Source organism: Microbacterium sp. Leaf151, from assembly GCF_001424225.1.
Taxonomy (GTDB): domain Bacteria; phylum Actinomycetota; class Actinomycetes; order Actinomycetales; family Microbacteriaceae; genus Microbacterium.
In genome coordinates this window covers 638,067-658,821 of sequence record NZ_LMOR01000004.1, presented here as the reverse complement: position 1 = coordinate 658,821, position 20,755 = coordinate 638,067, and the positions used below count along the sequence as shown (strand labels likewise).

The following is a 20,755-nucleotide window of genomic DNA, read 5'->3' as shown; positions in this document are numbered from 1 at the left end:
AGTCCCTGGCATCCGCCTTCGGCTTCGGGCCCATCTGGTCACCCAACCGAGGAGCATGCAATGGCTGCACCCGTCATCGAGTCCCGGCTGGGACCGATCCGTCAGACCTACAGGGGAACGACCGACTTCCCGCCGATGGCGAAGGCCTACACCGAGTTGTCGCAGGTCGTGCGCGAGACGGGACTGCTCGCGCGAGCCCGCCGCTTCTACGCCGTCGTCGGCATCGTTCTCGCTCTCGGCTTCGGCGGAGCGATCACCGGCTTCGTGCTGCTGGGCGACAGCTGGTTCCAGCTGCTGATCGCCGCCGCCCTCGGCATCCTGTTCACGCAGGTTGCGTTCCTCGCGCACGAAGCGGCGCACAAGCAGATCTTCGCGTCGGGCAAGGCCAACGAGCGTCTCGCCCTGTGGCTCGCCGCAGGCGTCGTGGGCATGAGCGTGTCGTGGTGGAGTGCGAAGCACACCCGCCACCACGCCAACCCGAACCGCGTGGGCAAAGACCCCGACATCGAGATCGACACGATCTCGTTCCTGGACGAGGATGCCGCCAAGGCGCGCGGCATCCAGCGCTGGATCACCCAGCGCCAGGGATGGGCGTTCTTCCCGCTGCTCACCCTCGAGGGTGCCAACCTGCACGTCATCGGCCTGCGTCACCTGCTCTCGCGTGAGCCCGTCAGGGGCCGCTGGACCGAACTGTCGCTGATCGCCATGCGCTTCGCGATCTTCGTCGCCCCGGTGTTCGTCTTCCTGCCGCTCGGTATGGCCCTCGCCTTCCTCGGCGTGCAGCTCGCCGTCTTCGGCGTCTACATGGGGGCGTCGTTCGCGCCGAACCACAAGGGCATGGCCGTCATCGCCCCGGACGCGAAACTCGACTTCTTCAGCAAGCAGGTGCGCACCTCGCGCAACATCACCGGCGGCTGGTGGGCCACCTGGCTGATGGGCGGTCTGAACTACCAGATCGAGCACCACCTGTTCCCGAACATGCCCCGCCCGCACCTCAGCAAGGCTCGCGCCATCGTCAAGGAGCAGAGCGCCTCACTGAACGTCCCCTATGTCGAGACGACGCTGTTGCAGTCGTACGGCATCGTGATCGCCTACCTGAACCGCGTGGGCCTGGCCGCCCGCGACCCGTTCGAGTGCCCGATGACATCCACGGCAGCACGAAGCCTCCGGTAAGGCGAACGAGATTGCTGGACGCCGTCTCGTCTTCGGCGACGGGACGCGTCTTGAGGGCTACCCCCTAGCCCGTCGCAACCTCCACCTCGGCGAGTAGCGAGGGCAGCGCAGGCGCTGCCAACGCATCGGCAGGATCGCGCTGGTCGCTGATCCGTGCCCGCGATCGGCCGCGCGATCGCCGTTCTATCCCACAGCTTCACAACGGAGGTAGCAGAGTTGAATCCTGATGAGACCCTCGAAGGACGTCTGGCGAGCATCTTGACTCCTCACCTTCTGTCACAGGACCCCGCGCCGGTGATCCTGCGGCTTAAAGAAGCTGCCGGCACGGACACGCGCACGCTCGCTCGCTTCTGCGGGGTGACCGCAGGGTTCTTCATGAACGCTCAGACCTCGACCATGTGCACGGCACTGCTCACTGACATCGAGGGCGCGGAGGAATGGGCGGACCTCGGACGCGAACGGCGCAGGAGGGCCACCGCTCACCCCGACGGCGACTAGCGGCGAAGTCTCCGGATCCTCGCTGCGGCAGTGGCGGGGACTTCAGGCTTGCGACGGTGGAGGCGGGTCGTGCGGTGTCCGCCTGGGGCTCCGCCGTGCGGTCTACGCGATGCGCCGGAACCTGGGCCCCGAGTATCCGTCGCGATCGACGGTCTCGGTGAACATCTCCGCCGGGCGAACCCAGAACGAGTAGTCGTCGTAGAGCTTGCGGTAGGAGACGAAGAGCTCCTCGGTCTCGGAGTGCCTCGCCGTTCCGAAGACTTCGTAGCGCTGACCCTTGAAGTGTTCGTAGATGCCGGGTTCGATGCTCACTCGGACCGTCCCTTCGTGCAGAAGCCGGATCGTCGCGCACCGCGCCGACGCAATCAGGTGCCGAGTATGCCACGGGGGTTTCGGTACGGGACGGGGCGGGCGGCGGTAAGTAGAAGCGATCGGTCGTCTGATCGCCCGGCCGGCGGTGGCTGCAGCCAAGCCAGGCGAGCCGCGCCTCTTGCTCGTCGTTGCAGCAGGTGTTCACATCTGTCGAATAACGGTAGATTATGATCGTTTCTCGACGAACGGATGCACCATGAGCCCTCTCCTCACCCGCTTGGCGCAGGCCGCGATCGCCCTCGCGCTCGTGGGATCGATCATCGTGCAGGCGATGATCCTACCGGCGATCTACCGGGATCTCGCTGAGGCGCCCCCGGCTGCGAGAGCGACTTTCGTCGGGCTACTGGGGCTCGGCATCCTGGCTCTTCAGGTATTCGCGGTGTGCGTATGGCGGCTGCTGTCGACGATACGCACGGGGACGGTGGTCGCCGAGGAAGCGTTTCGCGATGTCGACGCCATCACGTGGGCGCTCGTAGCTCTCGCCCTCCTGCTCGTGGCGATCGGTCTGCTCCTTGCGCCGGGAGAGGTCGCGCCCGGTGTCGTCGGGTTGATCGGCGGTGCCGCGGTGGTGATCGGGGGTGTGGCGTTGCTCGTGCGCGTGATGAAGGGTCTCTTGCAGCAGGCCGTCGCCCGCGAGCGCGAGGTCCTGGGGCTGCGCGCCGAACTCGGCGAGGTGATCTGAGGTGTCGATCGTCATCGACATCGACGTGATGATCGCGCGCCGCAAGATGGGCGTCGGCGAACTCGCCGACCGAATCGGCATCACGCCCGCCAACCTCGCCGTTCTGAAGAACGGGCGCGCCAAGGCCGTGCGGTTCTCGACCCTCAGTGCGCTGTGCGAGGTGCTCGACTGCCAGCCCGGCGATCTGCTGCGTTGGGAGCCGGAGGGACGAGACGTCGAGCCCTCGACGCTCATCGATCAGCGCACCTAACGCTTCGCGCTTCGCGCTGCTCGACCGGGTTTCGGGCAACCTGGCTGATGCGCCAGAGCGCTCGGAGGAGCGCAGCGTGTGCGCGGTCCCCCCGGTGTCCTCGGCCATCTGTGCGACCGTCAGGTGCGTTTCATCGCGCGTCACCCGGTCAGACGAGGAACCGCTTGCCGTTCCTGCCGACGCTCATGAACGCGGTGCTGTGCGGAAGCAACGACTCTCGGAGGAACCACGATGAGCATTGCCTTCTTGCTGACCACCCTCATCGTGGTCGCCACACCCGGTACCGGGGCCGTCTACTCCATCGCCGCCGGGCTGTCACGCGGCACGAAGGCCGGCATCATCGCCGCCTTCGGGTGCACCCTCGGCGTCATCCCCCACATGATCGCGGCGATCACCGGTCTCGCCGCAATCCTGAATGCGTCCGCGATCGCATTCCAAACGATCAAATGGCTGGGCGTCGCGTACCTGCTCTACCTCGCCTGGCAGACAATCCGGGACAAGTCGCTGATCGATGTCGATGCGAGCTCGGCCCCCGTCTCGTTCTGGCGTGTCATTCGCACCGCCGTTCTCATCAACCTGCTCAACCCGAAGCTCACCATCTTCTTCTTCGCATTCCTCCCGCAGTTCGTTCCCGCGGGCGAGGCGAATGGCATGTGGCACACGGTCTGGCTCAGCCTCGTGTTCATGGCGCTGACGTTCGTCGTTTTCGCTATCTACGGCGTCTTCGCGGCCACGATGCGCAACCACGTCATCACGCGACCGAAGGTCATGGCCTGGCTGCGTCGCACGTTCGCCGCCACCTACGTTCTGCTCGCCGGACGCCTCGCCCTGGAGACGCGCTAGCGGACTACGAGATGCGACGGAATCTCGGCCGCGACGAGCTGTCGCGCCCGACGGTTCCCGCGAACATATTTGCGGGTGGAGCAGGGGAGTGTGTCGTCCTACCGTGGGCGGATGCCGACGGACCTCAACTCCAGCCCCGCGAGACGCCGCACGACATCGGGGTCGCCGCGACGCCAGGCGCCGAGGGCGTCGGGGTCGACCTTCGCGATCGCGGCGACCTTCTGGTTGGTCAGGGCGCGCAGCGCGAGCAGGTCGGAATTCAGACCGGCGCGCAGCAGCGTGCGGGTGCGTGTCGCGCGCGAGATGAAGCGGAGCCGCGGCAGCAGCCACATCAGCAGGGTGAGAAGGATCGGCAGGGCGGCTACGCCGATGCCGAGCGCGATGGCCGCCTGCAGCACGAGGTCCTGCTGCGTCTGGCCGGCCGACGCGAGGGTGTCGCCCGCGGAGCTCGCCGTCTCGAAGGGGGCACTGATGCCCGAACCGAGCAGGGGTACCCCGCCCAGCCGATCGCCGACGTCGGTCATCGACGTGCGGAAGTCCGCGCCCGCGGACTGCATCTCGCGCCCGAACTGAGCGAGCTGGTTGACGGTCGAGAAGACGATGACCCCCGTCGCCACGCTCACCGCGATGATCACGAGGGCGACGATGTCGGCCGTCATCTGGCGGGCACGGTGCGCGGCGAAGTCGGAATACAGTTTCACGTCGTCACTCTCCCACGCGGCTGGGGAAGGTACGATCCGGGGCCGGTCTCGTCGCGCACCGCACGTCCGCTCGGGCTGAGAAAGACAGGTGTTAGGAGAAGTCGGGGAGTTCGGGACGGAGCGGCGGGTTGGGGGCTCCCGACTCCAGTAGCCGCCGCACTCGTTCGAATGTTCGGGGGCTCAGATCCTCGGCGGGGAAGAATTCGTTCAACAGGTCCTCGGCTTCATCTGCTGTCTGTATTTCCAGCACTGCCAGCAGCACGGCCACGTCGTCGGCGTCACGCAGCCCTCGCCTTTCGAACGCGCGCAGCTTCATCGCGAGAAGCATCGCCGGGGATGCCGCTTGGATCAAAATTCCGTCCTGGTCATGGAGTGTCACCCATTCGGCGCTACGTCCCATCCCGTCGGGTAAGAAGATCTTCGCCTTGTCATTGACCCAATCAGGGGGCCAGCCCTTGTTTCGAGCGACCTCGGCGGCGGCGACCGCCACGGCTTCGGGCGGCGTGATCGGCCCGTCGATATCCACGGTCGCGGCACGATCGCCATCGATCGTCAGGGCTATGGCCGCCCCGCCGACAATCTGGATGGTGGCAGTGCTGCCAGCTTCTCTGAGGTGAAGGATGAGGTCGCGGATGCCGTCGATGATGTCATCGCGAGTCAGCGTGCCAGACATCGGAATCTCCGGTTATGGCGCGGTTCGCGCCTACGCGCTGATCAACTCGCCGGACTCGATTGCAACGCCTCGCCGGAGGAATTCGACGGGCACCTGCGTTCGATCCGCGGTCAGCGGCGAAGGGCGCGAGCTGCGCTGAGGCTCCCAGATGGCATCCGAATGTCCCGAATGTTCGGTGACCCATACGGGGATCGGCGCGGAGGCTTCCCGCAAGCGCACTTCGACGAGCGCGGCAACAGCGTCCACCCAGCGCGAGGGAGAGTCATCTGGTTCCTCTGCGGAGAGAAGCACCCTCGTCACGGGGTCGGAGGCGGCGAGATCGTCGGAGAGCTGGAGGAAGCGGCGGTAGGCCTGCGCGTGACGACCCTGCGCCTCGGCATGCGTGATCTCCTCTGCGGCAACCGCCGCGGGTGTGCGACCTCGCGCCGGGAAGGGAACCCATTCGACCCCGATTGTGGAGGCGAGTCGATCGAGAGTGGATGAGGTCGGGTCGCGGTGGCCGTTCTCGATGGCGCTGAGGTTACCGGCGCCCACGCCTGACCGTGAGGCCACCTTCCGAAGGCTCTCACCGGAGCGTATGCGTGCCCGGCGGAGAGATTTCACGATGCTCATGTCGACCCCCTGTTATCTATAACGATAACACTGAAGCTTGCTTGTCGGAGGAAGGGATCGGAGGGCCGGGGCGAACGCCTCGGCCCTCCGATCTCGCCCGCGATCGTCAGGGCCGACCGCCGCCCATGCCTCCTCCTCCCATTCCCATCCCGCCGGCCGCCGCGACACCGGCCGTGACCGAGGTGGCTGCGCCGTCCACGGTCACCGTGTACGTCTGTCCGTCGGTGATCGCCGACGACGTGAACACGACCGATCCGAAGGTCTTCGTGGCGGTGTACTCCGCGATGACCGTGCCCGTGGCATCCGTGATCCGAACCGTCGACCCGGCCGAACCCGACGCCGTCGCGGCGAGCCAGCCCTGCGCCGACGACTCATCTGGCGACTCGGCCATGCCGGTGCTGCCGATGGCGACGAGGGTGCCGCCTGAGACGTCGATGCCGCCGTTCGAGTCGAGCGCGCCGTTGCCCTGCTGGGTGGGGCCGTAGACGGTGACGTCTCCGCCGGTCATGGTGATGCTGCCGTTGGAGTCGAGGCCGTCGCCGGCGGCGTCGACCACGAGGGTGCCGCCCGAGATGGTGAGGGTCTCGCCGGTGTCCTGCATGCCACCGCCCATGCCGCCGCTCGAACTCGAGTCCGTGCTGGTGCCGCCCGAGGCGTTGACGCCGTCGTCCGCCGAGGTGACGTGCGTGGTGCCACCGGCGATGCGGATGTCGCCCGACTCGAGACCCTCGTTCGACTGGCTGACCGTCACGTCGCCGCCGGAGATGGCCAGCGCGATCTCGGAATGGATGCCGTCGTCCTCGGTCGCGAGCAAAACGGTGCCGCCGGTGAGGAGGGCGTCGGTCCACGCGTCGATGCCGTCGTCGACCGCCGTCGCCGTGATGGTGCCGCCGGCGATCCAGACGTAGCCCTGGGTGGCGTCATCCGTCTGGTCGCTCTTCAGCGCATCGCCGCCGGCCGTGAGGGTGAGTGTGCCGTCCTTCACGACGAGGGAGTCCTTGCCGCGGAGGGCGTCGTCGGCGGCATCCACCGTGATCGTGCCGCCGATGATCGCGAGGTCGTCGGTGGAGGAGATGCCGTCGTTGCCGGTGTCGGTGACGGTGAGGGTGCCTGCGCCCGAGACGGTGAGGTCGCTGTCGGCGTAGATCGCGGCGCTCGCGTCGGCGTCGGCGGAGCTCGCGGCGGTCACCGCGTTGGTGGAGCCCGAGGCGAGGTTGATGGCGACGTCGTCGGCGGTCACGACCTGGATCGCCGCGCCCGAGGTGCTCGCGATCGTCGCGTCGTCGAGCACCAGGATCACCTGCGCGTCGTCGGGGGCGGCGACGACCACGTTCCCGTCGAGCGTGCCGCTCAGCTGATAGACGCCGGCGGCGGTGATGGTCACGGTCGACCCGTCGATGCTCACTCCCGCCGAGTCACTGGATGCCGTGGAGCCCGCGAGCGTGATCGTCTCGGCATCCGCGATGCTCCACTCGTCGTCGTTCACGACCGTGCCGTCGGCGTTGGCCGCGAGCAGCTCGGCGGCGGCCTCGGGAATGGTGGAGTCGATGTCGGAGGTGGTCTGCACACTGGATTCGACAACGGATGAGGGCGCGGCGGAGGAGGTGGTCGACGCGACGGGCTGCGCGGTGACGGCGCAGCCGGCGAGCACGAGGCCGGCGAGGGCGAGGGGCAGGGCGAGGGGGGTCAGGCGGCGCATGATGCGTCCTTTCGGGTGGGGTGGGAGGAGGCGAAGGGGCCCGCGAGCACGCGGGTCCAGCGATTGGAGGGGAGGTCGGAGCGCAGGGCCGCCATGCCGGTGGCGTACTTGCTGATGCGCTGCGGGCGGTGGCCGGCTCTCCAGAGGGCGCGGTCGAAGGCGCCGGCCTGGCCGGGAGATTTCGTCTCGACGATGGCGAAGCGGGGGAGGGTGAAGCCCCCGCCGTCGGCGTCGGCCCAGCGCAGGTCGAGGTCGATCGTCGCGCGGGACGGGATCGCGCCCGGCAGCAGCAGCGTCGTGCGGCGGTACAGCGTCTGCAGGCGCGCGTCGAGGTCGTCGGCGCGGGTGGGCTCGACCCCGATCGCGTCGAGAGCCTCGGCCACCTCGTCGCGCGCCTCGGCGGTGAGCCGGTCGGCGGCGTCGAGGTCGTAGGCATCCCGGTCCTTGCGGGTGAGGCCCCGCGCCCCGCGGGTCTTCATCTCGAGGAACGCCGCCCCCGTGTCGACGTAGGTGCGGGTGCGCAGCTTGAAGCGGCGGCGGCGTCCGTGTGCGGCGAGGCGGTAGCTCAGCAGATCGGGGGTGTCGAAGTACACCGAGCGGTAGGCCAGCTCGCGCTCGCCGCCGATCTCGAGGGCGGCCGGAGCCTCGGCGGAGCGCTGGAGATCTTCGAGGAGGCATGCCGTGGCATCCATCGGCACGACGTACTTGCGGTCGACGCGGGTGAGCAGGGCGGCGTCGGTGGTGAGGGCGTCGAGTCCGATGGCGGGGAGAGCCGCGATGGCGGTGGCGGCGCGGTCGCGGGCGCTCACCGGGTGCCGCCGATCAGGTCGGCGAAGGAGGCGTCGGCGGGGTCCGATCGGCGCGGGCCGTGGACCGTGTCGGCGGCGTCGAGGGCGGCGCCCGATGCGGGGGCGGCCGGCGCTGAGGCCCGCACGCGGTACCGCACGTCGACCAGCGTCGTGTCGTCGACCAGGTCGAGCTGCTGCACGGTGACGCCCGTCACCTCGCCACCGAGCAGGCGTTCGAGCTCGGCGCGCAGCTCGGTCTCGTCGGCGATCGCACGGTCGAGATGCACCGTCTGGTGACGGGCTCGCGACAGCACGCGCGGGTGGTCGGCGACGGCGAGCACGGCCACGATGAGGCCGACCAGCAGGAGGGGGACGGAGAGGTCGACGGGCGGCAGGCCGCAGATCAGGCCGATCGCGAGAGCGGCGAAGTAGTACGCCACCTCGCGCTGGGTGATCTCGCTCGAACGCAGGCGGATGATTGACAGCACACCGAACAGGCCGAGACCGAGACCCAGCGCCACCTCGGCGGTGCCGAGCACGGTCGCGACGGCCAGCACACCGACGTTGACGCCGAGGAAGGCGACGACGAGATCGCGGCGGCGATGACGCTGGAAGTAGATGGCGCTGAGCAGGACGGCGGCGACGAGGTCGGTCGCGGCGAGGATGAGGGCGGTGGTGGTCATGAGGTGCTCCTTGCGGGGGTCGGGGTGGCGGGGTGGAGGGGGCTGAGCCCGTCGAAGCCTCCGGGCGTGCCGTGGGTGCCGGTCCCTTCGACGGGCTCAGGGACCTGGGTGAAAGGTGGGTCCGGCCGCGAGATCGGCCTGCGCACCGGGGCCCCGGCATCCGTCCGCGGGAAGACGAGCGAGCGCTGCACGCCGTAGCTGAGGACGAACAGCACGCCCTCGGTGACGACCTTCGCGGGAAGGAGGGCCAGGCCGTTGTCGGTGAGGAACGACATCCACGCGATGTTGGATGCCAGCAGAGCCAGCGCCAGCACGCCGTAGCGCACCGCCTGCCCGAGCATCGGGCCACCGCGTGCGCGGAACACCACCCGGCGGTTCACGACGAAATTCGCCGTGGCCGACAGCACGCGGGCGGCGATGATCGACGGCACGAGCCACCCGGTGACTGCCTGCAGCACGAGCAGCGCGACGGTGTCGACGACGAACGCGGCGAGCGACGACGACGCGAAGAGCAGCACCGGCAGAAGTACGCGCAGCGAATCGCGCACGGGGCGGAAGTGGCTCGAGGCATTGCGGTCGAGATACACCGTGTCGATGGGCACCTCGTGGGCGGCGAGCTGGTCGGGGCCGAGGCTCAGTAGCATCCGCTGCTCGTACTCGAATCCTTCGCCCGGGATGCCGAGCGCCCAGTCCAGGCGATCTGAGGGGATGCCACGCAGCCCCGTCTGCGTATCGGTGACCTGTCGACCGGTGGCGAGACGGAAGAGCCCGCGTGCGGCCGCGTTGCCGACCCGGCTGCGCAGTGGCACCGCGCCGCCGAACCCGCGGACGCCCAGCACGAGCGCACTCCGGCCGTCGGCCGCATCGCGGCGGAGGGCATCGGCCACGCGGCACACGTCGGCGGGCGTGTGCTGGCCGTCGGCGTCGGCGGTGACGACGTCGGCATCCGGATCGTGAACGGCGATGTGGGCGAAGCCCGTCTTCAGCGCCGCTCCCTTGCCGTGGTTGCTCGGGTGCGTGATGACGTGGGCGCCCGCCTCGCGGGCGGCGGCGAACACCGACGCGAACGCGGGACCACTGCCGTCGTCCACGATCAGGACGTCGAGGTCGGGATCGGCGCGCACCAGCTCGGCGACGAGGGTCGGCATCCGCGAGTCGGGCTCGAAGGCGGGGATGAGAACGAACACCGCTCAGCCCGCCACGTAGAGGATGTCGCTGGTGCCGCGCTCGCCGCCGTTCGAGGGCGAGTTGATCACCTGTCCGTTGAAGTACATCGTCGACGAGCCGCCGCCGTCGAGGTTGTAGGCGGTCGTCGCGCCGAGCGAGAGCATGATGTCGGCGAGTCCGGGCAGGGTCACGCCCTCGCTGTAGCCCTCCTGGCGACCGTCGACCACGACGAAGACGAGGTGGTTGTCGTCGATCACGCCGACGGCGGTGCGCGGCTGGTCGCCCTGGATCGAGTGGTTGCCGACGTTCGTGTCGATCTCGACGCCGTCGATGCCGTCGACCGCCTGGCCGTCTTCGACGACGGCGGGGCCGAAGCTGAGGGTGTTCCAGACTCCGGATGCCAGCAGCTCGGCCGCCGTGGTCGCGGTCTCGTCGTACACCTCGACGTGGCCGTCGGTGTAGAAGGCGAGTCCCTGACGGGCGCCCTCGTCGCGGTAGACGACGCCGTTGCGGATCTCGATGCCCGTCGAGCGGAAGCCGTAGTAGTCGCCGTTGATGGCGAAGACCGCGTCGTTGGCGGCGGCGATCTCGCTCGTGGTCTGCGTGATGTTCTCGCCGAATTGATTGTTGGCGAAGGCGGAACGCAGGTCGGTGGCGTCTCCGAGCACGACGTCGGCGACGAAGTAGGTGAGCGTGTCGGTCGTCACGGTCGAGACGGTGACCGAGGTGGAGCCGTCGCTGAAGCTGGTGTCGGTGAGGGTCGTCGTCGCCGCGGTGGCCGTGGCTGAGGTCGTCTCGCGTGTCGCGGTGGTGGCCGCCGTGGAGTGCTCGGCCTCGTAGGCGGCGACGTCGGTGACCTCGACGTGGGGAATGAGGAAACGGTTGGCCGCCCATGCCGCGGAGCCGCCCGCCGTGAGCAGCACGACGAGACCGCCGGCGAGGAGGGCCCGGCGGGCGGTGCGAGACGTCTTGCGCCGAGGGGCGGCGGCCGGCGTCGCCCGACCGCGGCGGGAGGCCGGGGCCGGTGCACCGTCGGGAGCGGTGTCGGGGGTGGGGTCTGCGGGGTCCATGGCACCAGGAAAGGTGCCGCGCCCTTCCCGTGGCCTAAGCCCGCCCTACCCGGAGCCAAGAGGAGCTATGAAAACGCTATGCGTGGGAGTATCGGGTGCGCCCGCCGGTGCCCGGGGTGCCGGGCCGTGTCGGGTGTGCCCGATCGCACCCCGACGGTACCGGTCAGACCGCGAACCGGATGACGCCGACGATGATCAACGTGATGACGGTCGTCCACAGCGCGATCGCCGCGGCCTGCCACGCGATCACGCGAACCGGCGGCACGCCGGTCGAGGTGAGGGCGGCAGCGGTGAACTGGGTGGGCAGCAGCAGGGGGCCGAGCAGGCTCACGCCGGGGGTGCCGTAACGGTGGTAGGCCTTCTCGAACTTCTGGCGGCGGGCCGTGACGGGCTTCTCGACGGCTCCACGGCGGGTGGTCACGGCGGTGCGCACGCGCGAGGCGACCAGCACGACGACGGCGACGCAGATGAGGTTGCCGATCGCGCCGGCGATGGCTGCGACGACGGGGTTGATACCGCCGATGATGCCGATCGCGGCGGCACCCTCGCCCTCGATGAACGGCACGGCGCCGGCGAGGGCGACGATGACCGGCTGCACGAGGTCGGGCACGTCGGCGACGAGGCCCTGGAAGCCGAGGACGAGATCGCTGATGGGGTTCGACATGGCTGCTCCTGGGGGTGAAGTGCGGCGTGTTCCGCGGTGATTCCATCCCATCGGCTCCGGTCGCGCGGCGGCAGTGTCGCGGTGTCACGACCGCGCGGGAGGATACGGCGGGTCACCCGTGACGAATGTCACGGCGGGCACGGCGGTCACGGCGGGGGAGGAGGGGAGGAGATCTGTCGACGGGAGGAACGGGAAGGGCGGATACGTCCTCCGCTCCCCGACCCTCCTCCCGCCATCACCTCCCGCCAGCACCGGACCCACGGGCGCCGGAGCCGGATGTGGAGCTGCGCTTTCGCCCGAGTGGCACGCCGGGTAGCGTCGATCACCCGCAACGGTTGCGGCGCAAGGAGGACACGTCATGCCCCCTCTCTTCGCCGCGTTGCAGTACTTCTTCTTCGCCGTGCTCGGCATCGGCATCCTGGTCCGGTTGTCGATCGCGCTGTTCCGCCGCCATGCCGGTCGGCGCACGGACGCCGTGCGTTCCGCTCTGGGGCCGGTCATGGGTGCGGGCGCGGCGCAGTCCGCGGCCGACGGGTGGACGCCGCCGCGGTCGATGGATGTCGCACCGCTCGACCGCTCGACCGAAACGAGTGAGTCCTGGGATCGCGCGCTGACCGACCTGTCTGACGATCACCGCGACGTCGATCGGGGAGACTGACCCGCGTCGCGGGCAGGATGGTCTCATGCCGCCAACGCCCCTTCCGCCCTGGCCCGCTGCGCCGCCCGCGTACGGCGGCATCCTGCTGCGCGAGGTGACCGACGCCGACGTCGACATGGTGCGTGAACTGGCGACCGACCCGTACATCGCGCAGACGGGTACCCTCCCCGCCGACGCGACCGAGCAGCACGCGCGCGCGTGGATCGCTCAGCAACGCGGCCGTCACGGCGAAGGGGCCGGCTTCTCTTTCACCATGGCGGACGCTGCGACCGGGGAGGCCGTCGGACACTGCGGTCTCTGGACCGGCGAGCTCTGCGCGGGCCGTTCCACCGCGGGCTACGTCGTCGCTCCCTCCTCCCGCGGCCGAAGGCTGGCGGCCGATGCGCTTCGCGCCCTGACGGCCTTCGGCGCGACCATTCCGGGCCTGTTCCGCGTCGGGCTGTACATCGAGCCGTGGAACGCGCCGTCTATCCGCACCGCCGAACGCGCCGGATACGATCGCGAGGGGCTGCTGCGCAGCTATCACCGCATCGGCGACCGGCGACGCGACATGCTCCTCTACGCCCGCGTTCTGCACAGCGACTGACTCCGCCACCCGTGACGAATGTCACGGCCGTACAGTGGCCGGGATGAGCACCTCCTCCGCGACCTATGCCCGCGATGTGCGCGCAACATGGTGGTACACGGCGTTGTCGATCGTGTTCCTCCACGTCTTCGCCGTCTTCATCTGGTCGTTCGTGGTCGTGCTCGAGGGCACGTCGCTCGAGATCGTCCTCAACCTCGTCGGTGCCGTGGGCTCGATGGCATCCGCGGTCCTGCTCCTGGTGCACTACCGCCGCGAGCCCCTCGACGACGGAGATGACACCGCCCGTCGCCCCGTCTGGCCGCTCGTCCTGCTCGGTCTGGTTTCGGCGGCGCTGATGGGGGTCTCGACGGGCTCGTTGCTGGTGGGCGTCGGGTTCGCCGCGCAGACCCTGTGCCTCGTGCGGTGGCGGCACGGAATCCGGCTCCGGCTGGTCGTTCTGCTGCTCGTCGTGATCGCCGCGGTGTGGTGGGTGGATGCCGCCCGCCTCCACCCCGACGGGTACGCCGTCAGCGGGTTCGCCCTGCCGCTCTTCGTCGCGATGCTTCCGCCGCTGTCCGCGACGTCGTTGTGGTGGTGGGACATCGTGCGCGAACTCGACCGCGCGCGCCGTGCCGAGGGGCGGCTCGCCGCGGCGCAGGAACGACTGCGCCTGGCGGGCGACCTGCACGACCTCCAGGGCCACCACCTGCAGGTGATCGCCCTGCAGCTCGAACTCGCCGAGAAGATGATGGCCCGCGACCCCGAGGCCGCCATCGAACAGGTGCGCGCGGCGCGCACGAGCGTCGACGAGGCGCGCCGCGGCACTCGCGACCTCGCGGCGAGGTTCCGAGGCGTGCCCCTCCCCGACGAACTCGCCAACGCCGCCGACCTGCTGCGGGCCGCGGGCCTCACCGTCGACCTGCTCGTCGACAGTGCGGCGGGCGGCGCACCGGCCGACGTGCTCGGCCCGGTCGTACGGGAGTCCACGACGAACGTGCTCAAGCACGGCGGCGGGGGCTCGGCATCCCTCTCGCTCGCCCGTCACGGAGGAGCCTGGGTGCTCACGGTCGAGAACGACGCCCGCGGGGCAGCCTCGCCGGTGGGCGACGGGGCCGGCCTCTCGGGCATCGCCGACCGCGTCGGCGCCGTCGGAGGGACGATGGATGCCACCCGCCTCGGCGACCGATTCCGCCTCACCGTCCACGTGCCCGAGGGGGTAACGGCATGATCCGCGTGCTCATCGCCGACGACGAAGACATGATCCGCACGGCGCTCGCCGCGTTGCTGCGACTCGAGGACGACCTGGAGGTCGTCGCCGAGTGCCGTGATGGCGAGAGCGCCGTGGCCGAGGCGCAGCGCGTGAAGCCCGACGTGTGTCTGCTCGACCTCGAGATGCCCGGCCTCGACGGCGTCGACACGGCCGCGCGGATACTACGAAGCGTTCCCTCGCGCTGCGTCATCGTCACGCGGCACGCGCGGCCCGGCGTTCTCCGGCGGGCACTCGGTGCGGGCGTCGACGGGTTCCTGCCCAAGTCACGGCCCGCGGATGACGTCGCCGCGGTGATCCGCGAGGTCGCCGCCGGGCGTCGCTACGTCGACCCCGAGATCGCCGCCGACGCGCTGAGCGACGAGCGCAGCCCCCTCACCGACCGTGAACTCGACGTGTTGCGTGCCGGCGCTCGCGGTGAGACGGTGGCCGAGATCGCGGGGGCATTGCACCTGTCGGCGGGGACGGTGCGCAACCACGTGTCGTCGGTGCTGGGCAAGCTCGGATTGGCGAGCCGGCAGCAGGCCACGATCCACGCGCGGGAGCGGGGGTGGATCTAGTCGACGACCGCGGCGACCGCCTCGATCTCGACGAGCTGATCGTCGTAACCGAGGACGGTCACGCCCATCAGTGTGCTGGGCACGTCGTGTTCGCCGAACGCGTCGCGCACGACCTCCCACGCGGCGACGAGATCGGCCTGACGCGACGAAGCGACGAGCACACGGGTGCTGATGACGTCGGTGAGCTCGGCGCTGGCCGCGTGCAGGGCGATCGTCATGGTCTCGATGCACCTCGCCGCCTGTGCGGCGTAGTCGCCCACACCGGCGGTCGACCCGTCGTCGTTCAGCGGGCACGATCCCGCCAGGAAGATGAGGCGGGAGTCGGCGGGCGCGGTGGCGGCGTAGGCGTACTCGGCGGCGCTCGACAGCGCGGAGGAACGGATGAGGGTCACGGCTGAGGGCACGATACGACTCCCGGGGAGAGAGGTGGGGGATTGAGCCTAGCGAGCGGCCCGCCACCCCCGTCGCCTATCAATGCTCCGCGACTCGCCCGTCGGATCCGGTGATGCGAACGGTGCCGTCTGCGCCCGGGATGCGCCCCGCGGATGTCGTCAAGGACTGTCCCCGGGGTTTCGAGGTCCGTTACAGTCGCCGCATGGCGGAGAAGGCAGCAGCAGACGCGGGACTGACGCGGTACATCATCATCGGAGTCATCGTCGGCATGATCGCGGGTCCGGTATTCGGGATGCTCGTGCCCTCGATCGGGGTGGGCTTCGGCATCTCGATCGGACTGGTCGTCGGCATCCTCGGCGCGGTCATCGCGTGGTTCGTGGTGCGCCCCAAGAAGTAGCGTCCGGCACGAGCACGAGGCGTCCGACGAAGCCGTCATCCGTGCGAGGGAGGTCGCCCGCCTCCATGCGCCGGTGAGCGTCAGCGGCGTCCGCGAATCCGAGTACCTCGCCGACGTGGGCGGTGAGGGGACGTCCCTCGGTCCAGCGGGCGTTCACCCGACCCGCGACCTCTCGCAGCTCTGAAGCGTCGAGTGCGCTCAGGATGAACCCCTCGACGCGTAGCTCGCGTACCTGCAGCGACCACAGGTCGATCTCGGCCGAGGTGCGCCCGGCCAGCACGATCACCCGTCCCCGCGGGACCAGGTGCGCGACCGCGGACGCCGTGTCGGCGCGACCGGTGGTGTCGATGAAGACGTGGATGCCGTCCGGCCGGCGCTCCGCCACAGCCTCGGCCGCAGAGCCGGCATCGGCGATCACGACCTCCGCACCCCATTCGCCGAGCGTCGCCGCCGCCCGAACGTCGCGGACGACCGCCACGACGTCGGCGCCGGATGCCACGCCCTCCTGCACGAGCGCCGCGCCGACCGCGCCGTTCGCCCCGACCACGACGAGCGTTTCCCCGGGCTGCACTCCCGCGCGCAGGTGCAGCGCGGCGACGGCGGTGGTCGCCGGATGCAGCGAGGCGACGAAGGCGACGGGGTCGGCGGCATCCGGAACGTCATACAGCCGATCGCGGTCGACGACGACGAACTGGGCGGTCGCGCCGGGGCGTCCGGCGTAGCCCGCGGAGCTCGTCCAGACACGGTCACCTTCATGCAGTCCGCTCGCGCCCGGACCGACGGCGTCGACCACACCGACGAGATCGCGGCCCACCGCCACGGGGAACGCCAGCGGAGTGGTCCACCGTCCGGACCGCACCAGCGTGTCCACGGCATCCACGGCCACCGCCTGCGGACGCACCCGCACCTGCCCGGGGCCCGGCGAGGGGTCGGGCAGCTCGCCCCATTCGATGACCGACGGGTCGCCCGTGCGCGAGAAGAAGGCAGCGTGCACGGTGGCTCCCATCGTCGAATGGGGAGAGGCTAATCCTTCCCGGGAGGCGGCGCACGCGTGGACGCTCAGACGTGGCATCCCTCCGTTCGAAGGGGTGAGGGTCGGGGGATTTCAGCCCGGTCGGGTAGGGTTGTCGCTTGGTGAATATCTCTTGATATCGAGAGAGTTCGCCTCCTCCCACCACCGATCGCCCAGCGAAGGATTGTCCGTGGATCTCTACGAGTACCAGGCACGAGACCTGTTCGAAAAGTACGAGGTGCCGGTACTCGCCGGCATCATCGCCGACACCCCTGAGGAGGCGAAGGCGGCCGCCGAGAAGATCGGCGGCGTGGTCGTCGTCAAGGCTCAGGTCAAGACCGGAGGCCGCGGCAAGGCCGGCGGTGTGAAGGTCGCGAAGACGCCCGACGAGGCCTTCGAGGCGGCTCAGGCCATCCTCGGCCTCGACATCAAGGGCCACGTCGTCAAGCGCGTCATGGTCGCCGCCGGCGCCCGCATCGCCAAGGAGTTCTACTTCTCGGTGCTGCTCGACCGCTCCAACCGCTCCTACCTCTCGCTTTCGAGCGTCGAGGGCGGCATGGAGATCGAAGAGCTCGCCGTCGAGCGTCCCGAGGCGCTCGCGCGCATCGAGGTCGACCCGATCGAGGGCATCACCTCCGAGAAGGCGCTCGAGATCGCTCGCGCCGCCAAGTTCGACGAGGAGCTCGCGCCCAAGGTCGCCGATGTCTTCGTCAAGCTCTTCAACGTCTACAAGGGCGAAGACGCCACGCTCGTCGAGGTGAACCCCCTCATCCAGAGCGAAGACGGCGACATCATCGCCCTCGACGGCAAGGTCTCGATCGACGAGAACGCCGGCTTCCGCCACCCCGACCACGAGGCGCTGGAAGACAAGGACGCGGCCGACCCGCTCGAGGCCAAGGCCAAGCAGCACGACCTCAACTACGTCAAGCTCGACGGCCAGGTCGGCATCATCGGCAACGGCGCGGGTCTGGTCATGTCGACCCTCGACGTCGTCGCCTACGCGGGCGAGAAGCACAACGGCGTCAAGCCCGCCAACTTCCTCGACATCGGTGGCGGCGCCTCGGCGACCGTCATGGCCGCCGGTCTCGACGTCATCCTCGGTGACGAGCAGGTCAAGAGCGTCTTCGTCAACGTCTTCGGCGGCATCACCTCGTGCGTCGCCGTAGCCGAGGGCATCGTGAAGGCCCTCGAGATCCTCGGTGACACCGCGACGAAGCCCCTCGTCGTGCGCCTCGACGGCAACCAGGTCGAGGAGGGCCGCGAGATCCTCGCCGCCGCCAACCACCCGCTCGTCACCCTCGCCGCCGGTATGGACGAGGGCGCCGACAAGGCCGCCGAACTGGCCAACGCGTAAGGGACAGGGATACAGAGAACATGTCGATCTACCTCAACAAGGACTCCAAGGTCATCGTCCAGGGCATCACCGGCGGCGAAGGCACCAAGCACACCGCCCTCATGCTCAAGGCCGGCACTCAGGTCGTCGGCGGCGTGAACGCCCGCAAGGCCGGCACCACCGTCTCGCACAAGGACGCGTCGGGCAACGACGTCGAGCTGCCCGTCTACGCCTCGGTCGAAGAGGCCATCCGCGAGACCGGCGCCGACGTGTCGATCGCGTTCGTGCCCCCGGCCTTCACGAAGGACGCGATGGTCGAGGCCATCGACGCCGAGATCCCCCTCCTCGTCGTGATCACCGAGGGCGTGCCCGTCGGCGACACCGCCGAGGCGTGGGCCTACGCGAAGAGCAAGGGCGAGAAGACCCGCATCATCGGTCCGAACTGCCCCGGCATCATCACGCCCGGTGAGGCGCTCGTCGGCATCACGCCCGCGAACATCACCGGCAAGGGTCCGATCGGCCTCGTGTCGAAGTCGGGCACCCTGACCTACCAGATGATGTTCGAGCTGCGCGACCTCGGCTTCTCGACCGCCATCGGCATCGGCGGCGACCCGGTCATCGGCACCACACACATCGATGCGCTCGCCGCGTTCGAGGCCGACCCCGAGACCAAGGCCATCGTCATGATCGGCGAGATCGGCGGCGACGCCGAAGAGCGCGCCGCTGCCTACATCGCCGAGAACGTCACCAAGCCCGTCGTCGGCTACGTCGCCGGCTTCACCGCCCCCGAGGGCAAGACCATGGGCCACGCCGGCGCCATCGTCTCCGGCTCGGCCGGTACCGCCCAGGCGAAGAAGGAGGCCCTCGAGGCCGCCGGTGTCAAGGTCGGCAAGACGCCGTCCGAGACCGCGTCGCTGATGCGCGAGATCATCGAAGCCCTCTGACGCTTCCTGACGAAAGGGCCCGGATGCCAGGGCATCCGGGCCCTTTCGCGTTCCCGGGGGAGTGAGCGAGCGGTGGTGGGCCGGTGTGCGTTCGGCGGGTGCGGCTTGGGGTTCCGCGAGGCCGCGCGCGATTACCGAAGACGTATCCGTTGGGCGGCGAAGGGGTGCGTCCTCGACGAACGAATGCGGCCTCGGCGCGGCCCCCGTCGCTCCGCCGCGCCGCGGCAGCGACTCAGACCGGGCCCGGATGTGATGGCATCCAGGCCTCTTCGAGGCGTGCGACGATCAGCCGAGCAGCGCCTCGACCGGCCCGCGAGCGAAGAAGACGACGAAGCCGGCGGCGACGATCCACAGCAGGGGGCTGACGCGGCGCGCGCGACCCGACAGGGCCTGGATCAGCACCCAGCTGACGAAGCCCGCGCCGATGCCGTTGGCGATCGAGTACGTCAGGGGCATGATCGTGACGGTCAGGAAGACCGGGATCAGCACCGACAGGTCGCTGAGGTCGACGTGGCGGATCTGTCCCATCATCAGCGCTCCGACGATGACCAGGGCGGCGGCCGCGATCTCGGTGGGCACGATGCTCGTCAGCGGCGTGAAGAACATCGCCAGCAGGAACAGGGCTCCGGTCACGACGTTCGCGAGGCCCGTGCGGGCGCCCTCGCCGATACCCGATCCCGACTCGATGAACACCGTGTTGGACGACGACGAGGTGGCGCCGCCCGCGACGGCGCCGATGCCCTCGATCACCAGCGCCGAACGCAGACGCGGGAAGGTGCCGTCGGGGGCGGCGAGGCCCGCCTCGCGAGAGAGGCCGGTCATCGTGCCCATCGCGTCGAAGAAGTTCGTGAACACCAGCGTGAAGACGAGCATGAGCGCGGCCAGCACGCCGATGCGGCCGAACGATCCGACGAGGTCGACCTGGCCGACCAATGACAGGTCGGGCAGGCTCACGAGCTGCGACGGAAGGGTGGGCACGCTCAGCCCCCACCCGCCGGCGTTGCCGTCGGCCTTGGCGCCGAGGCCCATGAACGCCTCGACGATCACGGCGATCACCGTGCCGGAGACCAGTCCGATCAGCAGCGCGGCTTTGACCTTGCGCACCATCAGCACGGCGGTGATGACGAGGGTCAGCACGAACAGCGCCGTCGGGATCGTCGTGATCGAGCCGCCGACACCGAGACCGACCGGCGGTGAGTTGAGCCCGGTCGCGGTGACCAGCCCGCTGTCGACGAAGCCGATGAACGCGATGAACAGGCCGATGCCGACGGTGATGGCGGTCTTGAGCGCGAGCGGCACGGCCTCGAAGATCATGCGGCGAAGGCCCGTGACAGCGAGCAACACGATGATCAGGCCGTTGATGACGACGAGACCCATCGCCTCGGGCCACGTGACTCCGCCGACGATGCCGACGGCCAGGAACGAGTTGATTCCGAGCCCCGCGGCGAACGCGAAGGGCAGGCGCGTGACGAGCCCGAACAGCATCGTCATGACGCCCGCGGTGAGAGCGGTGACGGCGGCGACCTGGGGGAAGCCGAGGGCGTTGCCCGCGACGTCGGGGGTTCCCGACAGGATGATCGGGTTCAGGATGACGATGTACGCCATCGTGACGAAGGTGACGACGCCGCCGCGCACCTCGGCGCCGACGGTCGAGCCGCGGGCGGTGATCTCGAAGAACCTGTCGAGACGGTTCTTCGGGGCGGGAACGGTCGTGGTCTCGGGAGCGGAAGCGCTCATGAAGGCTCCAGAAA

The 20,755-nt window shown here is 69.4% G+C and carries 25 protein-coding genes; 12 read left to right on the top strand and 13 right to left on the bottom strand.

Going from position 1 to position 20,755, the window contains the following annotated elements; all coding sequences use genetic code 11:
• Window positions 1-60 precede the first annotated feature (60 nt).
• Both ASF76_RS13740 and ASF76_RS17630 read left to right on the top strand, forming a co-directional pair.
• Window positions 61-1,173, top strand: coding sequence for a fatty acid desaturase family protein (locus tag ASF76_RS13740; protein ID WP_055958890.1), 1,113 nt, complete (start codon window positions 61-63; stop codon window positions 1,171-1,173).
• 375 nt (window positions 1,174-1,548) lie between these two features.
• Window positions 1,549-1,671: a hypothetical protein gene (locus ASF76_RS17630; RefSeq protein ID WP_268774759.1), complete on the top strand. Its 123-nt coding sequence runs from the start codon at window positions 1,549-1,551 to the stop codon at window positions 1,669-1,671.
• Between the two features lie 102 nt (window positions 1,672-1,773).
• On the opposite strand, the gene ASF76_RS13730 is transcribed toward ASF76_RS17630, so the two are convergent.
• On the bottom strand, window positions 1,774-1,983 hold the full coding sequence (locus ASF76_RS13730; protein WP_055958883.1) for a DUF1653 domain-containing protein: 210 nt from the start codon (window positions 1,981-1,983) through the stop codon (window positions 1,774-1,776).
• 256 nt (window positions 1,984-2,239) lie between these two features.
• On the opposite strand from ASF76_RS13730, the gene ASF76_RS13725 reads away from it, so the two are divergent.
• The 3 genes from ASF76_RS13725 (at window position 2,240) to ASF76_RS13715 (ending at window position 3,818) form a co-directional block, all read left to right on the top strand.
• On the top strand, window positions 2,240-2,725 hold the full coding sequence (locus ASF76_RS13725; RefSeq protein ID WP_055958880.1) for a DUF2975 domain-containing protein: 486 nt from the start codon (window positions 2,240-2,242) through the stop codon (window positions 2,723-2,725).
• Window position 2,726: 1 nt separating this feature from the next.
• The gene (locus ASF76_RS13720) at window positions 2,727-2,975 is read left to right on the top strand and encodes a helix-turn-helix domain-containing protein (protein WP_055958877.1); all 249 of its coding nucleotides are present in this window, start codon (window positions 2,727-2,729) and stop codon (window positions 2,973-2,975) included.
• Between the two features lie 231 nt (window positions 2,976-3,206).
• On the top strand, window positions 3,207-3,818 hold the full coding sequence (locus ASF76_RS13715; protein WP_055958873.1) for a LysE family translocator: 612 nt from the start codon (window positions 3,207-3,209) through the stop codon (window positions 3,816-3,818).
• Window positions 3,819-3,916: 98 nt separating this feature from the next.
• Here ASF76_RS13715 and ASF76_RS13710 read toward each other — a convergent pair whose 3' ends face one another.
• From ASF76_RS13710 to ASF76_RS13670, 9 genes are all read right to left on the bottom strand, one after another.
• Window positions 3,917-4,519: a hypothetical protein gene (locus ASF76_RS13710; RefSeq protein ID WP_055958869.1), complete on the bottom strand. Its 603-nt coding sequence runs from the start codon at window positions 4,517-4,519 to the stop codon at window positions 3,917-3,919.
• 91 nt (window positions 4,520-4,610) lie between these two features.
• A complete protein-coding gene (locus tag ASF76_RS13705) occupies window positions 4,611-5,192 on the bottom strand; it encodes a hypothetical protein (protein WP_055958866.1) in 582 nt (193 codons plus the stop codon).
• Window positions 5,193-5,222: 30 nt separating this feature from the next.
• On the bottom strand, window positions 5,223-5,804 hold the full coding sequence (locus tag ASF76_RS13700; RefSeq protein ID WP_082485081.1) for a helix-turn-helix domain-containing protein: 582 nt from the start codon (window positions 5,802-5,804) through the stop codon (window positions 5,223-5,225).
• 106 nt (window positions 5,805-5,910) lie between these two features.
• The gene (locus ASF76_RS13695; RefSeq protein ID WP_055958859.1) at window positions 5,911-7,503 is read right to left on the bottom strand and encodes a carbohydrate-binding domain-containing protein; all 1,593 of its coding nucleotides are present in this window, start codon (window positions 7,501-7,503) and stop codon (window positions 5,911-5,913) included.
• The gene (locus tag ASF76_RS13690; RefSeq protein ID WP_055958856.1) at window positions 7,491-8,312 is read right to left on the bottom strand and encodes a polyphosphate polymerase domain-containing protein; all 822 of its coding nucleotides are present in this window, start codon (window positions 8,310-8,312) and stop codon (window positions 7,491-7,493) included. Before ASF76_RS13690 ends, ASF76_RS13695 begins: the two co-directional genes overlap by 13 nt.
• On the bottom strand, window positions 8,309-8,974 hold the full coding sequence (locus tag ASF76_RS13685; RefSeq protein WP_082485079.1) for a DUF4956 domain-containing protein: 666 nt from the start codon (window positions 8,972-8,974) through the stop codon (window positions 8,309-8,311). Before ASF76_RS13685 ends, ASF76_RS13690 begins: the two co-directional genes overlap by 4 nt.
• A complete protein-coding gene (locus tag ASF76_RS13680; protein ID WP_055958853.1) occupies window positions 8,971-10,161 on the bottom strand; it encodes a bifunctional glycosyltransferase family 2/GtrA family protein in 1,191 nt (396 codons plus the stop codon). The genes ASF76_RS13685 and ASF76_RS13680 overlap by 4 nt, the downstream gene beginning before the upstream one ends.
• A 3-nt stretch (window positions 10,162-10,164) precedes the next feature.
• Entirely contained in the window at window positions 10,165-11,211 is a 1,047-nt protein-coding gene (locus ASF76_RS13675; RefSeq protein ID WP_082485077.1) for a phosphodiester glycosidase family protein, read from the bottom strand.
• A 163-nt stretch (window positions 11,212-11,374) separates the two neighbouring features.
• Window positions 11,375-11,875, bottom strand: coding sequence for a hypothetical protein (locus ASF76_RS13670; RefSeq protein WP_055958850.1), 501 nt, complete (start codon window positions 11,873-11,875; stop codon window positions 11,375-11,377).
• A 358-nt stretch (window positions 11,876-12,233) separates the two neighbouring features.
• On the opposite strand from ASF76_RS13670, the gene ASF76_RS13665 reads away from it, so the two are divergent.
• The 4 genes from ASF76_RS13665 to ASF76_RS13650 are packed head-to-tail and all read left to right on the top strand — an operon-like array spanning window position 12,234 to window position 14,925.
• Complete coding sequence (locus tag ASF76_RS13665) at window positions 12,234-12,533, top strand: hypothetical protein (protein WP_055958846.1); 300 nt, start codon at window positions 12,234-12,236, stop codon at window positions 12,531-12,533.
• Window positions 12,534-12,558: 25 nt separating this feature from the next.
• Window positions 12,559-13,119: a GNAT family N-acetyltransferase gene (locus tag ASF76_RS13660; protein WP_055958843.1), complete on the top strand. Its 561-nt coding sequence runs from the start codon at window positions 12,559-12,561 to the stop codon at window positions 13,117-13,119.
• Between the two features lie 43 nt (window positions 13,120-13,162).
• The gene (locus tag ASF76_RS13655) at window positions 13,163-14,326 is read left to right on the top strand and encodes a sensor histidine kinase (protein ID WP_055958841.1); all 1,164 of its coding nucleotides are present in this window, start codon (window positions 13,163-13,165) and stop codon (window positions 14,324-14,326) included.
• Window positions 14,323-14,925 (top strand): response regulator transcription factor, encoded by a 603-nt coding sequence (locus ASF76_RS13650; protein ID WP_055958838.1) that lies wholly within the window; start codon window positions 14,323-14,325, stop codon window positions 14,923-14,925. The genes ASF76_RS13655 and ASF76_RS13650 overlap by 4 nt, the downstream gene beginning before the upstream one ends.
• Here ASF76_RS13650 and ASF76_RS13645 read toward each other — a convergent pair.
• Window positions 14,922-15,329 (bottom strand): RidA family protein, encoded by a 408-nt coding sequence (locus ASF76_RS13645; protein ID WP_055958835.1) that lies wholly within the window; start codon window positions 15,327-15,329, stop codon window positions 14,922-14,924. The two genes, ASF76_RS13650 and ASF76_RS13645, sit on opposite strands and share 4 nt — an antisense overlap.
• A gap of 191 nt (window positions 15,330-15,520) precedes the next feature.
• On the opposite strand from ASF76_RS13645, the gene ASF76_RS13640 reads away from it, so the two are divergent.
• On the top strand, window positions 15,521-15,715 hold the full coding sequence (locus tag ASF76_RS13640) for a hypothetical protein (protein WP_156459262.1): 195 nt from the start codon (window positions 15,521-15,523) through the stop codon (window positions 15,713-15,715).
• On the opposite strand, the gene ASF76_RS13635 is transcribed toward ASF76_RS13640, so the two are convergent.
• Window positions 15,681-16,721, bottom strand: coding sequence for an alcohol dehydrogenase catalytic domain-containing protein (locus tag ASF76_RS13635; RefSeq protein ID WP_055958829.1), 1,041 nt, complete (start codon window positions 16,719-16,721; stop codon window positions 15,681-15,683). The two genes, ASF76_RS13640 and ASF76_RS13635, sit on opposite strands and share 35 nt — an antisense overlap.
• A 196-nt stretch (window positions 16,722-16,917) precedes the next feature.
• Here ASF76_RS13635 and sucC point away from each other — a divergent pair, with 196 nt between their 5' ends.
• Together sucC and sucD are read left to right on the top strand one after the other, a co-directional pair.
• Window positions 16,918-18,081, top strand: a complete 1,164-nt coding sequence (gene sucC, locus ASF76_RS13630; protein WP_055958826.1) for an ADP-forming succinate--CoA ligase subunit beta — start codon at window positions 16,918-16,920, stop codon at window positions 18,079-18,081.
• Between the two features lie 20 nt (window positions 18,082-18,101).
• Complete coding sequence (gene sucD / locus ASF76_RS13625; RefSeq protein WP_055958823.1) at window positions 18,102-19,004, top strand: succinate--CoA ligase subunit alpha; 903 nt, start codon at window positions 18,102-18,104, stop codon at window positions 19,002-19,004.
• A 285-nt stretch (window positions 19,005-19,289) separates the two neighbouring features.
• Here the strand turns inward: sucD and ASF76_RS13620 are convergent, their stop codons facing one another.
• Window positions 19,290-20,741 carry an NCS2 family permease gene (locus ASF76_RS13620; protein ID WP_055958820.1) on the bottom strand — a complete coding sequence of 484 codons (1,452 nt, stop codon included), beginning with the start codon at window positions 20,739-20,741 and terminating at the stop codon, window positions 19,290-19,292.
• Between the last annotated feature and the right edge of the window lie 14 nt (window positions 20,742-20,755).

Excerpts from the sequence above, each read along its gene's own strand:
- ASF76_RS13740 (WP_055958890.1), top strand. The coding sequence starts at position 61 with ATGGCTGCACCCGTCATCGAGTCCCGGCTGGGACCGATCCGTCAGACC.
- ASF76_RS17630 (WP_268774759.1), top strand. The coding sequence starts at position 1,549 with ATGAACGCTCAGACCTCGACCATGTGCACGGCACTGCTCACTGACATC.
- ASF76_RS13725 (WP_055958880.1), top strand. The coding sequence starts at position 2,240 with ATGAGCCCTCTCCTCACCCGCTTGGCGCAGGCCGCGATCGCCCTCGCG.
- ASF76_RS13715 (WP_055958873.1), top strand. The coding sequence starts at position 3,207 with ATGAGCATTGCCTTCTTGCTGACCACCCTCATCGTGGTCGCCACACCC.
- ASF76_RS13705 (WP_055958866.1), bottom strand. The coding sequence starts at position 5,192 with ATGTCTGGCACGCTGACTCGCGATGACATCATCGACGGCATCCGCGAC.
- ASF76_RS13700 (WP_082485081.1), bottom strand. The coding sequence starts at position 5,804 with ATGAGCATCGTGAAATCTCTCCGCCGGGCACGCATACGCTCCGGTGAG.
- ASF76_RS13695 (WP_055958859.1), bottom strand. The coding sequence starts at position 7,503 with ATGCGCCGCCTGACCCCCCTCGCCCTGCCCCTCGCCCTCGCCGGCCTC.
- ASF76_RS13685 (WP_082485079.1), bottom strand. The coding sequence starts at position 8,974 with ATGACCACCACCGCCCTCATCCTCGCCGCGACCGACCTCGTCGCCGCC.
- ASF76_RS13675 (WP_082485077.1), bottom strand. The coding sequence starts at position 11,211 with ATGGACCCCGCAGACCCCACCCCCGACACCGCTCCCGACGGTGCACCG.
- ASF76_RS13670 (WP_055958850.1), bottom strand. The coding sequence starts at position 11,875 with ATGTCGAACCCCATCAGCGATCTCGTCCTCGGCTTCCAGGGCCTCGTC.
- ASF76_RS13665 (WP_055958846.1), top strand. The coding sequence starts at position 12,234 with ATGCCCCCTCTCTTCGCCGCGTTGCAGTACTTCTTCTTCGCCGTGCTC.
- ASF76_RS13660 (WP_055958843.1), top strand. The coding sequence starts at position 12,559 with ATGCCGCCAACGCCCCTTCCGCCCTGGCCCGCTGCGCCGCCCGCGTAC.
- ASF76_RS13655 (WP_055958841.1), top strand. The coding sequence starts at position 13,163 with ATGAGCACCTCCTCCGCGACCTATGCCCGCGATGTGCGCGCAACATGG.
- ASF76_RS13650 (WP_055958838.1), top strand. The coding sequence starts at position 14,323 with ATGATCCGCGTGCTCATCGCCGACGACGAAGACATGATCCGCACGGCG.
- ASF76_RS13640 (WP_156459262.1), top strand. The coding sequence starts at position 15,521 with ATGGCGGAGAAGGCAGCAGCAGACGCGGGACTGACGCGGTACATCATC.
- ASF76_RS13635 (WP_055958829.1), bottom strand. The coding sequence starts at position 16,721 with ATGGGAGCCACCGTGCACGCTGCCTTCTTCTCGCGCACGGGCGACCCG.
- sucD (WP_055958823.1), top strand. The coding sequence starts at position 18,102 with ATGTCGATCTACCTCAACAAGGACTCCAAGGTCATCGTCCAGGGCATC.
- ASF76_RS13620 (WP_055958820.1), bottom strand. The coding sequence starts at position 20,741 with ATGAGCGCTTCCGCTCCCGAGACCACGACCGTTCCCGCCCCGAAGAAC.